Source organism: Methylocapsa sp. S129, assembly GCF_009765995.1.
GTDB lineage: Bacteria > Pseudomonadota > Alphaproteobacteria > Rhizobiales > Beijerinckiaceae > Roseiarcus.
Genome location: NZ_LMUI01000048.1, coordinates 106,193 through 118,987, shown reverse-complemented (window position 1 = coordinate 118,987; position 12,795 = coordinate 106,193). Strand labels below are relative to the sequence as shown.

General features: G+C 62.4%; 12 protein-coding genes. 8 read left to right on the top strand and 4 right to left on the bottom strand.

Annotated features, from left to right (window positions below; all coding sequences use genetic code 11):
• Nucleotides 1–91 precede the first annotated feature (91 nt).
• Complete coding sequence (locus GSQ90_RS25750; RefSeq protein ID WP_158817819.1) at nucleotides 92–1,714, top strand: ABC-F family ATP-binding cassette domain-containing protein; 1,623 nt, start codon at nucleotides 92–94, stop codon at nucleotides 1,712–1,714.
• 22 nt (nucleotides 1,715–1,736) lie between these two features.
• On the opposite strand, the gene GSQ90_RS25745 is transcribed toward GSQ90_RS25750, so the two are convergent.
• Nucleotides 1,737–2,252: an NADH-quinone oxidoreductase subunit B gene (locus GSQ90_RS25745; RefSeq protein ID WP_246731777.1), complete on the bottom strand. Its 516-nt coding sequence runs from the start codon at nucleotides 2,250–2,252 to the stop codon at nucleotides 1,737–1,739.
• A 120-nt stretch (nucleotides 2,253–2,372) separates the two neighbouring features.
• Here GSQ90_RS25745 and GSQ90_RS25740 point away from each other — a divergent pair, with 120 nt between their 5' ends.
• The 4 genes from GSQ90_RS25740 (at nucleotide 2,373) to GSQ90_RS25725 (ending at nucleotide 6,778) form a co-directional block, all read left to right on the top strand.
• Nucleotides 2,373–3,077: a TetR/AcrR family transcriptional regulator gene (locus GSQ90_RS25740; protein WP_158817818.1), complete on the top strand. Its 705-nt coding sequence runs from the start codon at nucleotides 2,373–2,375 to the stop codon at nucleotides 3,075–3,077.
• A gap of 165 nt (nucleotides 3,078–3,242) precedes the next feature.
• Nucleotides 3,243–4,322, top strand: a complete 1,080-nt coding sequence (locus GSQ90_RS25735) for a helix-turn-helix transcriptional regulator (RefSeq protein ID WP_158817817.1) — start codon at nucleotides 3,243–3,245, stop codon at nucleotides 4,320–4,322.
• Between the two features lie 366 nt (nucleotides 4,323–4,688).
• Nucleotides 4,689–5,900, top strand: coding sequence for an acyltransferase (locus GSQ90_RS25730; RefSeq protein WP_158817816.1), 1,212 nt, complete (start codon nucleotides 4,689–4,691; stop codon nucleotides 5,898–5,900).
• Between the two features lie 212 nt (nucleotides 5,901–6,112).
• Nucleotides 6,113–6,778, top strand: a complete 666-nt coding sequence (locus GSQ90_RS25725; protein ID WP_158817815.1) for a hypothetical protein — start codon at nucleotides 6,113–6,115, stop codon at nucleotides 6,776–6,778.
• Between the two features lie 84 nt (nucleotides 6,779–6,862).
• On the opposite strand, the gene GSQ90_RS25720 is transcribed toward GSQ90_RS25725, so the two are convergent.
• From GSQ90_RS25720 to GSQ90_RS25710, 3 genes are all read right to left on the bottom strand, one after another.
• Nucleotides 6,863–7,537 (bottom strand): PhoH family protein, encoded by a 675-nt coding sequence (locus GSQ90_RS25720; RefSeq protein ID WP_158818180.1) that lies wholly within the window; start codon nucleotides 7,535–7,537, stop codon nucleotides 6,863–6,865.
• A 393-nt stretch (nucleotides 7,538–7,930) separates the two neighbouring features.
• Nucleotides 7,931–8,929, bottom strand: coding sequence for an NAD(P)H-quinone oxidoreductase (locus GSQ90_RS25715; protein ID WP_246731776.1), 999 nt, complete (start codon nucleotides 8,927–8,929; stop codon nucleotides 7,931–7,933).
• Between the two features lie 249 nt (nucleotides 8,930–9,178).
• Nucleotides 9,179–9,823, bottom strand: coding sequence for a glutathione S-transferase family protein (locus tag GSQ90_RS25710; protein WP_158817814.1), 645 nt, complete (start codon nucleotides 9,821–9,823; stop codon nucleotides 9,179–9,181).
• An 89-nt stretch (nucleotides 9,824–9,912) separates the two neighbouring features.
• Between GSQ90_RS25710 and GSQ90_RS25705 the strand changes: the two genes are divergently transcribed.
• The 3 genes from GSQ90_RS25705 (at nucleotide 9,913) to GSQ90_RS25690 (ending at nucleotide 12,791) form a co-directional block, all read left to right on the top strand.
• Nucleotides 9,913–10,119: a DUF1192 domain-containing protein gene (locus tag GSQ90_RS25705; protein ID WP_158817813.1), complete on the top strand. Its 207-nt coding sequence runs from the start codon at nucleotides 9,913–9,915 to the stop codon at nucleotides 10,117–10,119.
• 1,348 nt (nucleotides 10,120–11,467) lie between these two features.
• Entirely contained in the window at nucleotides 11,468–12,037 is a 570-nt protein-coding gene (locus GSQ90_RS25695) for a DUF1465 family protein (RefSeq protein ID WP_158817812.1), read from the top strand.
• A gap of 115 nt (nucleotides 12,038–12,152) precedes the next feature.
• The gene (locus GSQ90_RS25690) at nucleotides 12,153–12,791 is read left to right on the top strand and encodes a thiamine phosphate synthase (protein ID WP_158817811.1); all 639 of its coding nucleotides are present in this window, start codon (nucleotides 12,153–12,155) and stop codon (nucleotides 12,789–12,791) included.
• Nucleotides 12,792–12,795: the final 4 nt, after the last annotated feature.

The following is a 12,795-nucleotide window of genomic DNA, read 5'->3' as shown; positions in this document are numbered from 1 at the left end:
GAAACACAGGCCGCTTGCGGCCCGGAACGCTCTTCCGCTGGCGCGCTCAATAGCGTAAGCGCCCCGCAACGGTTCCCGGCTCCATACGCAAATGATTCGTCTCGAAAACATCAGCAAGCAGAATGGTCACCAGATTCTCTTCATCGAGGCCTCCGCGGCGCTCCAGAAGGGGGAGAAGGTGGGTCTCGTCGGCCCGAATGGGGCCGGCAAGACGACGCTCTTCCGGATGGTCACGGGCCAAGAGCAGCCCGACGAGGGCCAGGTGGCCGTCGATCGGGGCGTCACTATCGGCTACTTCAGCCAGGACGTGGGCGAGATGTCGGGCCGCAGCGCCGTGTCCGAGACGATGGACGGCGCCGGCCCGGCGAGCGTCGTGGCCGCGGAGTTGAAGACGCTGGAGGCCGCCATGGCCGATCCCGACCAGGCGGAGGACCTGGAGGAGATCATCGAGCGCTACGGCGAGATGCAGGGGCGCTTCGAGGAACTGGGCGGCTACGCCCTGGAGGGGCAGGCGCGCGAAGTCCTCGCCGGCCTGAGCTTCAGCCAGGAGATGATGGACGGCGACGTCGGCGCATTGTCGGGCGGCTGGAAGATGCGCGTCGCGCTCGCCCGTATCCTCCTCATGCGCCCCGACGCCATGCTGCTGGACGAGCCGAGCAACCATCTGGACCTCGAAAGCCTCATCTGGCTGGAGGATTTCCTCAAGGGCTATGAAGGCGCGCTGCTGATGACCTCGCACGATCGCGAATTCATGAACCGCATCGTCACCAAGGTGGTGGAGATCGACGGCGGCGTGCTGACGGCTTATTCGGGCAATTATGCGTTCTACGAGCAGCAACGCGCGCAAAACGAGAAGCAGCAGCAGGCCCAGTTCGAGCGCCAGCAAGCGATGCTCGCCAAGGAAATCAAATTCATCGAACGCTTCAAGGCGCGCGCCTCGCATGCCGCACAGGTGCAAAGCCGCGTCAAGAAGCTCGATAAGATCGAGCGCGTCGAGCCGCCGAGGCGCCGCCAGACGGTCGCGTTCGATTTCCCGCCGGCGCCGCGTTCCGGGGAGGACGTGGTCAGTTTGAAGAACGTGCGCAAGGGCTATGGAAACCGGCGCATCTACGATGGATTGGACTTTGCCGTGCGCCGCAAGGAGCGCTGGTGCGTCATGGGCGTCAATGGCGCAGGCAAGTCGACGCTGCTGAAGCTGGTGGCCGGCGCGTCGCAACCAGACGATGGCGCCGTCGCCCTGGGCGGCAGCGTGAAGATGGGTTATTTCGCGCAACACGCGATGGACTTGCTGGACGGCGAGCGCACAATATTCCAGTCGCTGGAGGACTCGTTCCCCCAGGCTGGGCAAGGCTCGCTGCGCGCGCTGGCTGGCTGTTTTGGGTTTTCCGGCGACGACGTGGAGAAGAGGTGCCGGGTGCTGTCGGGCGGCGAGAAGGCGCGGCTCGTCATGGCGAAGATGCTCTACGACCCGCCGAACTTCCTCGTGCTCGACGAACCCACGAACCATCTGGACATAGCAACGAAGGCGATGCTCATCGCCGCGTTGTCGCAATACGAGGGCGCCATGCTGTTCGTCTCGCACGACCGGCACTTCCTCGCCGCATTGTCCAATCGGGTGCTGGAGCTGACGCCCGAGGGCATCCACAAATACGGCGGCGGCTACACGGAATATGTGGCGCGCACGGGCCACGAAGCGCCCGGCCTGCGCGGCTGAGCGGCGAGGCGAAACGCGAGCGTCATCGCTCGATGACGCCCGTCCGCCGCATTTTCTTTTGCAGCAGCAGCACGGCGTAGAGCAGCGCCTCGGCTGTCGGGGGGCATCCCGGGACATAGATGTCGACAGGCAGGATGCGGTCGCAGCCGCGCACGACCGAATAGGAATAATGGTAATAGCCGCCGCCATTGGCGCATGAGCCCATCGAAATGACGTAACGCGGCTCGGGCATCTGATCGTAAATCTTGCGCAACGCCGGCGCCATCTTGTTGGTGAGCGTCCCCGCCACGATCATCACATCCGATTGCCGCGGCGAGCCGCGCGGCGCAAAGCCGAAGCGCTCGGCGTCGTAGCGCGGCATGGCGAATTGGATCATCTCGACGCCGCAGCAGGCGAGGCCAAACTGATTCCACATGAGAGAGCCGGCGCGCGCCCATTGAATCAGCCGGTCCGTTTTCGTCACCAGCCAGTTCTTGTCCGCGAGTTCCGCGCTGATCCCGGCGAAGAAAGGATCGGGCGTTTTGGTCTGAGCATTCACGGGAATCGTCCATTATGATGGAAGATCGGCGGCGCCCCGCGCCAGCCTGCCCAATATGAACCCGTGGGGATAAATGGTCAATGGATAATTTTATACGACGTATAGAAATAGAAGAGCCGCATGCCGGCCGTTGAAAATCCGGGCCGGCGCGAACGCAAGCGCAGCCGGACGCTCGACCATCTCGCGGCGACGGCTTTCGCCCTATTCGAGGCGCAGGGCTACGATTCCGTGACGATGGAGCAGGTCGCCGCCAAAGCCGATGTCGCCAAAGGCACGCTCTACAATCATTTCCCGGTCAAGGAGGCGCTGCTCGCCCATTGGATCCACAGCGAACTCGCCGCCCATCTCGATTTGCTGGCGGCCGATGTCGCGCGGCAGGCGAGTTTTGCGCCACGCATCTGGGCGGTGCTCAATTCCGCGATCGTCTGGTGCGAGGGACACCGCGCCTATCTCCCGCATTATCTGCGTTTCCGCTTTCTCGACATCAACGCCGGCACGATCGCCGAAGAGGGCGCGATGAGCAACGGCGTCGACCGATTGTTCGAAGCGGCGATCGCGGCGAGCCAGCACTCGGGCGAATTGCGCAAAGACCTCGGCGCCGCCCATCTGGCGGCCTTGTTCAACCACCTCTATCTCGGCGCCCTGATCCGCTGGCTGACCGTCCCCGACTCGAAGCTCGAAGAGGAATTCGCGGCGATCGTGACCTTGTTCGTCGCGGGCGCCGGGGCGGCGCAGAGGCCGGCGAAGCGCGCGGCGTTAGCGAAACAACGCGCGCCCGTTCCCTCACGCAGCGGTGGAAAGCGGCCGGCGAAGCCGGCAAGATAAGGGGCGGCGCCATCCTTTGACGAGATTCTACTGACAGCGGGGCGACGCCAAAATGAGAACGGCTGGCGATCGATGACGCTTGTTGTCTGCAAAGCCAAACCGGCGCAATATCCTCCTGAAACCGGCGGCCCGGGCATGTCGGATTGTCGAATTACGAAGGCGGCCATGAACGAACAACTCGTCGATCGTATTTACGAAAGCTCGTTCGTTCCCGAGCTTTGGCCCGGGGTCCTCGACGAACTCGCTGAAATCGCCAACGCCCGCGGCGGCGTCTTATTCGCCGCCAACACGGAGGTTCTGCGCTGGACGGCGTCCGCCAGCCTTCGCGAAGAAATGGCGCGCTATGTATCCGACGGCTGGTTGATGCGTGGACAACGGCGCGGTCGTTTGTTCGGCGCGCGCCATGCCGGTTTTTTAGCGGAAAGCGATATTTACTCGGACGGAGAACTGGAAGTCGATCCGGTCTATAGCGACTTTCTGCGGCCCGCTGGCCTCGGTTGGGCCGCGGGCACCGGCATTCCGCTGCCGACCGGCGACATGCTCATTGTCAGCCTGGAGCGGGACTATGAACGAGGGCCGGTGGAATCGGCTGTCATCCAGCAGCTCGATCTCCTGCGGCCTCATCTGGCCCGCAGCGCGCTTCTGTCGGCGCGCATGCAGTTGGAGCGCGCCCGCATCGCCAGCGAAACCCTCGCTCTTATCGGCGTGCCGGCTCTGGTGCTGGACGATGGCGCCAAGGTTCTGGCGGCTAATTCATTGATCGAGGCGCTCACGGGCTTTGTCCAATGGCGGGCGAGGGATCGCGTTTCGCTCAAAGATCCCAACGCCGACAAGCTGCTCTTTCAGGCTATGGCGACGCCTGATCTGACAAGCGCCGCGACGCGTTCATTCGCGGTTCGCGACGCGGACAGCGGCGCGCTGATGGTCGCGCATGTCATCCCGATCCGGGGAGCGGCGCGCGATATCTTCGTTCGCTGCGCCGCGGTGCTGGTGATGACGCCTGTCGCCGCGCCGCAAGCACCCCCCGTGGAATTGGTGCAATCGTTGTTTGATCTCACGCCGGCGGAAACGCGGGTGGCCCGGAGTCTCGCCACCGGGCAAACGCTCGATGACATTGCTTCCGCGGGCGGCGTCTCGCGCAGCACCGTCCGTTCGCATTTGAAAGCCGTCATGGAAAAGACGGGCTGCAACCGTCAAGCAGAAGTGGTGGCGCTGCTCGGCGGGATCGCATTTCCGCGCGTCTGATCCACAAGGCAGATAAAGTCACCGTAAAACGTAAAACCTCGCGCCAGTATACTGGCCAGAAATTCCGATGACGCCACCAATAAAATACAATGAGAAATAGATACTAATATTGTGAGAAATATTCGGTCAATCGTAATGACCGGCGCGATCAAAGTAATAATTATCGCTCCCTCTCCTCGTCCATGCAGTTAATACAAATATCGCAAAAGGACAAAGCGCCAGTGGTGAAAATCTGACGCTTGGTTCCCATCGCGCCCGTCGGCAACTGGGGATAGCGGCCAATCGCGGGCGCCGTCTGTTGACTTCATTGCATCATTGGCGAACTGTCCCGCCATCTTCATTCTCGCCGTCAAATGCGAGGCCGGAATGGTCGTCTTGTCCGCCGCCATTAACCCGTTCGTAGCCGACGCTAAGTCCGCAAGAGACGTCTCGCTAGACTACCTCAGAGCGACATTGACGCTGATGGTCGTAGCGCACCATAGCGGTCTCGCTTACACCAATTTCGCCCGCATCGATTCCGCAAACTATTTGGCTTCAACCGCGCCGGTTGTCGACGGAGCGCGTTGGCTCTTCCTCGATTATGCCGAGAACTTCAACGACGTATTTTTCATGTCGCTGATGTTTTTCATATCCGGCCTGTTTGTCTTGCCCTCGCTCAGGCGATCGGGCGCGCCGGCTTTTCTGAGTCACCGATTTCTCCGGCTGGGTTTGCCCTTCGCCGTCGGTGTGACGGTGCTGATGCCGGCGGCCTATTATGCCGCGTGGCGCGCAGCCGGTCATGACGACGGCTACCTCGACTACTGGCGTCAGAATATCACAACCCACGGCTGGCCTCCTGGCCCGCTTTGGTTTGTCTGGATGCTGTTGCTCTTCGACGTCGTCGCGGCGGCTATATTCGCTGTATTTCCCCGGCGCACGTTCAATTGCCCGTCGGCCTTCCGGTGGTTCATCGAGCGCCCGCTGCCGGCCTTCGGCGTGATGCTTGTTGTTTGCGCTTTGATGTATCTACCTATGCTCTCCATCTTCGGCTTTGGCGTCTGGGCTCCTTTGCTGACCAAGCCGTTTTATCTCCAGGTCTGCCGCATCGGTCTCTACCTCGCCTGGTTTTTCGCGGGCGCCTTGGTCGGCGCGCAGAATCTCGATCGGGGTTTGCTGTCGCGGGATGGGGGGCTGGCGCGCAACTGGCGTTGGTGGATCAGGGGCTGTTTTGTCGCGTATAATTTATTGGTCTTTGTCCCGCGCAGCCAAAGCTTGATCAGCATCCTCTCACCGCGCGGCATGGGCGCTTTGGAGTCGATTTTGTGGGTGCTCAGTTGCGTTGCAAGTTGCTTCGGCTTCCTCGCCCTGTTTCGGGGCGCTGTCCGCACGCGCCGCCCCTGGATGGATTCACTCGCGCGCAGCGCCTACACGATCTATCTCGTCCATTATGTCTTTGTTCTCTGGGCGCAATTCATGCTCCTCGATCAACCCGCCCCCGCGAGCATAAAATTCGCGGCGACCTTTACTTTCGCGCTGCTGTTCAGTTGGATGACCGCACAGGCGTTGCTTTGGATTCCGGGCGCGCGGCGCGTCTTGTAATCATGGCTTGGCCACCCCGATGATCTCCTGGTTTTACGGTGGCTACGTAATCAATTCTCTTTTTCTTCTGCAAAACAACAAAATAGGGATTGAGTAAAGCGTCACCGTAAAACTAAAGCGTCACCGTAAAACCGACGTTCGCTTGACAGAAGGAGGATCCGTGCAATCGTGAACCGAAGTAATTCTTTTCGAAATTAGCGGGTCCTTTGCTTATGCCCACCGTGCTGCTCGCTGACAGAGCCTTTGTGCGCGTCGCGGGCCGCGATGCGATTTCGTTTATTGATGGGCTAGTCACATGCGATATGGCCCGACCCTCGGAGAATTATGGCTGCCTTCTGACGCCGGAGGGTAAGATCGCCTTCGATTTCCTGTGGACGCGCATCTTTCATGACCCTAAATTTCCTGATGTTCCGCACTTGTGGCTCGACTGTCCTCGCTCCTTGGCTTCGAATTTCGTTCGCCAACTGATCGAATATCGCCGCGAAGAGAACGTCGTGGTTGAAGATATCAGCAGTGCTTTCTCCGTCGGAGCCTCCTGGGATGCCCGCCTACAGACGAAGTGGCGCACCTACCGGGACGGGCGTCATAAGGACCTAGGCCATCGTTTCATCGTGTACGGCTCCCCTGAACAACAGCACAGGCTTCAATGGCGTGCCGACCCGCACCTTTATGAGGATTTGCGGACGAGGCTGGGCGTCCCAAAAGGCGGAGTCGACTTCGCTTATGGGGAGGTGAGCCCGTTTGAGATCGGGAACGCCTGTTCGAACGGATTGAGCGGAAAGAAGACCCACTACATCGGCTTTGAGAAGATCGCACAACTTCGCAGCGAGGGCGCTGGAACATTGAGCGGTACGCATTCAAAGGTGAGCCTTCCTTGAACGACTTCACGAGGAGCGCCAGTTGACGCTCCTCGTCGGAATCGCTGCCAAACTAGCCTGCGCGTATCACCCGCGCCGCCAACCTCAGAGCCGCGCCTCCTCGAACGCGCGCACCCACATCGCGCAGAGGCCTGAGCGCACGATGTCGTCGAGGGTGAATTCGATCACCGGCACCGGCAGGCCCTGCGCGCGGACCAATTGCAGCACGGCGCGCAGGCCGGAGGCTTCGGCGAGATCGCATTGGCTGACATCGCCATTGACCACGACCGAGCAATCCTCGCCGATGCGGGTGAGGAAGGTCTTGATCTCGGCGGGCGTCGTGTTCTGCGCCTCGTCGAGCAGAACGAAGGCGTTTTTCCACGACCGGCCGCGCATGACTTCGAAAGGGACCATTTCGATGTCGCCCTTCTTGAGGGCGATCTCATAGGCGGCGGCGCCGATCCGATCCTTGATCGCGTCGACGATCGGGGCGGCCCAGGGCGCGAATTTTTCTTCGAGGGAGCCGGGGAAAAATCCGAGCGAGCGGCCGCAGGGGACATTAGGCCGGGTCAGGATGATTTTGGCGATGCGCCGCTTGCGATAGAGATCGGCGGCATAGGTGGCGGCGATCCATGTCTTGCCGGTGCCGGCCGGCCCCAGGACCACCACCTGGGGGGAGTTGCGAAGGGCGTCGAGATAATCTGCTTGGGTCGGGTTGAGAGCCTTGATGGGGGGAAGAGCGCGTTCCGTTTCGAATTTGTCTGGCCGATGGAGTTCGATGATTTCAGCCGTTGCGAATGAACGGCCGTTCCGGCGTTTCTGTTTTTCGAAGCGCTTGCTCAAGGGCAAATTCCTTCTGACAGGCCGACGCAAGATCTCGCGTCCGGACGCCGCGTCGATACGCCCGGACGGTAGTCTTCTGGAAATTTGGGAAAGTGGCGGAAAGCGACGGAAGGACTGGCGAGGCGCGAAACTCTGAACGGGAGTGCGCCGGACCGCTCATTTAATCCTCAACTCCGCGCATCGTATCCGCACCTTGTCGTTAGTATGCTTTGTCGTTGATTCTCATGACAGTTTAACGGAGGCGCCGGCATCGTCAACGCCATCGTCTGAGATAATTGACAAGCAATTATCTGAGATAATCGACAAGCAATTCCTAGGCCAGTTTTACCGCTAAAGCGTGAAAACAATCTTACCGATATGCGCCGAGCTTTCCATCCGCGCATGCGCGCTCGCCGCCTCGGCGAGCGGATAGGTCGAATCGATCACCGGTTTGCAGCGCCCCGCCGCCAGCAGCGGCCAGACTTTCGCATGCAGCGCGTCGGCGATAACAGCCTTTGCCGCCGGGGCGCGCGGGCGCAGGGTCGAACCGGTATGGACGAGGCGCTTGATCATCAACGGGCGCAGATCGAGCGTGGCTTTCGGCCCATTGAGGAAGGCGATCTGCACGATGCGGCCGCCCACCGCCGCCGCCGCATAATTGCGTGCGACATAATCGCCGCCGACCATGTCGAGAATGACGTCGGCGCCGCGCGAATCGGTGGCGGCCATCGTCGCCGCGACAAAATCCGACGTCCGATAGTTCACGACGAAATCGGCGCCGAGCTTGGCGCAGGCGATCGTCTTGTCGTCCGACCCAGCCGTCGCGATCACCGTCGCGCCAAAGGCTTTGGCCAAAGCGATCGCCGTGGTGCCGATGCCCGATGTTCCGCCATGCACGAGCAGGGTTTCGCCCGCCTTCAGAGCGCCGCGATCGAAAACATTGGTCCAGACGGTGAAGAAGGTCTCGGGGATCGCCGCCGCCTCGATCATCGAAAGGCCGGCGGGGATCGGCAGCGCATTGCTTTCATGCGCCACGCAATATTGCGCATAGCCGCCGCCGGGAACCAGAGCCAGAACGCTGTCGCCCAGGGAAAAGCGCGTCGCCTTGGCGCCGAGCGCGACAATCTTGCCCGCGACTTCCAGCCCCAGAGTGTCAGGGGCGCCGGGCGGCGGCGGATAGAGCCCCTGACGCTGCAGCGTATCGGGCCGATTGATTCCGGCCGCCTCGACGGCGATGAGAATCTCGCCCTCGCCCGGCGACGGGCGCGGCCGCTGCTCGACATGCAGCACTTCGGGGCCGCCGGGATGGGCGACGACGACGGCGTTCATCATTTCGGGCAGATCGGACACGGCGGCCTCGCTTCACAATGGGGCGGGCCATGGCGGCCCGGGACTTGGTTCTAGTGCGTCAGAAAATCATGTCCGCGATCTTCTCCCCTCTCCGCGGAGCGGGGAGGGGCCGGGGTGGCTTTCGAGGGCAAAACTCGCTCGCGAGGGTCGATTCGCCGGAGAGGTTCAGCGGCGCGAGACTTGGGCATCCCAACATCGCACAACCCCCACCCCTAACCCCTCCCCCGCTTCGCGGGGAGGGGGAATTGATCAACGCGCGGGCAAGCTGACGGTTGCGCCATCTTCGGCGGGCGCCGCGCGAAACTCTGGCAGTTCTTCGGCGCGTGCGCTGAACGAAGCGATGGCCCCGTAACGCGCCTTGTCGACGATATCGCTGAGATTGCCCTGGGTGAAGGCGAAGGCCGCCGCCAAGGTGATGTCGGCGAGCGTCAGGCGATCCTCGAACAGCCAGCCCCTGCCCTCATTGATCTCCAGCTCCAATGCGTCAAGCCCGGCGAGCAATTGGCCGCGCACGCGCGCCGCCCAGGGCTCATGCTGCTTTTCGGGCGGGCGCAGCTCGCGCTCATAGTGAAACTGCACCGCCTTTTCGCAGACGACGAGCGACAGGCCGATGAGCCTGGCGGCGCGCAGCTTCGCCTTTGGCGCGCGCGGCCAGAGGCTGCGCGCGTCCGGCGCGAGCGTGACCGCATAGTCGATGATCAGCGTCGAATCCATCAGCACGGTTCCGTCGTCGGCGACCAGCGTCGGCGCTTTCAGCAGCGGATTGATCGCTTTGAACTCATCGATGTGACGGAACAGCGAAATCGGCCGGTGCTCGAAGGGCAGATCGAGCCGCATCAGCGCGATGGCGACGCGGCGCACATAGGGAGAATCGAGCATTCCGATCAGTTGCATGGCGAATTCCGTAAGAGCCTGACTGTTGAGGCGAGCGCGGGAGGCGAATATTCCTTATATTCGGCTGAGCAAGCAAGCGGGAGCGACCGATGGCCGTATCTGACGAGGAGAGCATTTTTGGCGCGCCGCGCAAGGCGGCCGCGGTACATGAGATCGGCCAGCCCATCGATTTGCTCTCGGCGCCGGAACTGGCCGAGCGGATCGAGAGCCTCAAACAGGAAATCCTCCGCCTTGAGGCCGCCATCAAGGCGCGCGAGGCGACCAAACAGGCCGCGAGCGCGTTTTTCAAGAGCTGAGGGGATGGGCTGGCGCGGAGAGGAACGAGCCCACGGCTGTCCAGCTGGGGAGCGACGTAGGATGGGCCACGCCGCCGAGCCGCCGTCAACCGGCTGCGCCGGTCCTCCGCTTCGCTTCGGCGCCTTCGGCGTGACTGCGTCTCGTCGGCGCGGCAAGTGGCATCCATGTTGTTTTGGTGCACGAAAGCGGCCTTTTGGGGCCGCTTCGGTCACCAAAACAACATGATCAGCCAAACGCCATCGGCGCGCGCAGCCGTCAAGGGGCGCGTAGCGCCCGCGAAGCGGCTTGCCCTTTACGGCGAGCACGACGATGGCATCCGCACGGTCGCTCGCCGTGCGGGCTTAAGCCTCTCCGGACAGCCCCGCCGATAGCGGAGTAATATTCTGTTTCTGAAAATAAGAATCCATGATAGTGTTCTTGCCTTGTTTCCAAAAGAGATATTCCCGGGGGGAAACCTGGCTTGAACGCTCCCGTCCTCTCCGCGCGAAAGCCCGATCGCTTGAGCCGAGGCGCCCGGCCAGTCCGACTGCCTCGCCGTCCGTCACAGGGCTCGTCGGCTCGATTTGCGCCGGAAAATTTCGATGTGGAAGTCCGAAGGGATCCAAGTCGTTGATATCGCCCGTTTCACGGAAGCCGGCGGCCTTCCGCGCCAGCGAGAATCAAGGACTTAGCAGGGATTTCGACGGGCCGTGTCGGGTCCTTAGGGCGCTCCAGCTATTCCGACGCTATTCCATCGGCGGTCCTCATCGACGTCGTGCGCGGCGCCAGACGATGCGCGAACCGGTCCCGTCACCGTCGAGGGACGCTATGACTGGGCGAAATTCGTCGATCTGGAAGAGGGCGCCGGCCTGATCTGGCTCTGGCTGTCGCGTAATCAGGCGGCGGTGATTCCGGCGCGCGCCTTCCCCGACGCCGAGCAACGCGCCGCCCTGCTCGCGCTCCTACGCGCCAAAATCAAGCGCCGCGAGGCGTAACAATCCGGGAACGCCCCGCCCCGCCCTGTCCGAAATTGAAGCGACCGGCAAGATTTTCTCGTCAGCGGCCGTCCATTTTAACGTCGCGTTAACGATTACCGATTATGAATCAAACCAATCCTTCTTTTTGGATTCTGAATGGCTCCTGTCCATTCTGTTCGACGCCTCCCGTTTTCCAACTCAAAGGCCGCCTCCGGGCGGCTTTTTTTTATTTGCGCGATTTCATTTAACGCCTCGTTAACCTTATCAAAAAGTAAATTGCCAGCTTCGAGTTGGAGGCGTTAATCTTGCGTTGCTCCTTGCGCCGCCGAGGCCGCCTTACCAACAAGGCGGCCGCGGATCGGTCGGCGAGGCAAGGACGAGAGAATTCATCATGACGCGCCAGTTCGACGGCTCCCCGTTCGAGCCTTCCAGGCCGGGCCCCTCCTGGCCCGATTCTTCGAGATCGGGGACCATTTCCTTCGTTCAAAGGCTCACCGCCTCCGACAGCTTCAAGACCCTGTTCAAAGAGGGCATGGCGCTGGTCGAGGAATCGGCCGGCTATCTCGATGGCGCGGGACGCGACGAGTCGCGCCAATTGCGCCGCGCCGCGGCGATGGCCTATGCGAGCGAAAGCATGCGCCTGACGACGCGCCTGATGCAATTGGCGTCGTGGCTGCTGCTGCAGCGCGCCGTGAACGAAGGGGATATGACGGCGACGCAGGCCGCCTCGGAAAAGCACAAGGTCCGGCTGACGCGCCAGGAGATCGCCTGCGCGCCCGAATTATTCGACGAACTGCCGCAGCGCCTGCGCGCCCTGACTTTCAAATCCATGCGCCTGCAGGCGCGGATCGTTCATCTCGACCAATCGCTGTTCGCCGCGCGCGCGCAGGAATTCGGCGGCGCGCCGAGCGCGATCGCGAGCCAGGTGGAGCGCCTGCGCATGGCTTTCGCCGCGCATTAGCGCGACGGACGCCGAAATGAAGCCAGAGCGTCGCCGCTGAGCGCCCAGCGCTTGCGCGGCTCACGTTTTAGCCTCATTGCTCGGCCAAAATCCGCGCCGAGAACAATCCAAGACCATGGCCAATACCCAATCCGGCAAATTATACCTGCTCACGCCGCCCCTGCGCGTGACCGACCTCGACGATTTCGCGTCGACCCTCGCCGCTGCGCTTGAGGCCGGCGATGTCGCCTGCGTGCTCGCGCGCCTCGCGCCGGACGCCGAAGGCGACGCCAAGAAGATCGTCACGCGGCTTGTCGAGATCGCGGCCCATGCCGGCGCGGCGCTGCTGGTCGACAATGACCCTCGCCTAGCCGCCAGAGTCGGCGCCGACGGCGCGCATATGACCGGCGGCGGCGCCGTGCTGAATGAAGCGCTGGCCAGCCTCAAGCCGGAACGCATCGTCGGCGCCGGGCTGCTGCGCACGCGCGACGAAGCGATGAACGCGGGAGAAGCGGGCGTCGATTACGTCATGTTCGGCGAGCCCCGGCGCGACGGCTATACGCCGCCGGCCGACGAGACGGTCGAACGCGTGGAATGGTGGGCCGAGATATTCGAACCGCCCTGCGTCGGCTATGCCGCCTCGCTGGAGGACATCGCCCCACTCGCCGACGCCGGCGCCGATTTTGTGGCGCTCGCCGATGCGATCTGGAGCGCGCCGGCGCCCCTGGACGCGCTGGCGCAGGCGCGGGCGATCCTCGCGCGCCGACCGGACTGACTTT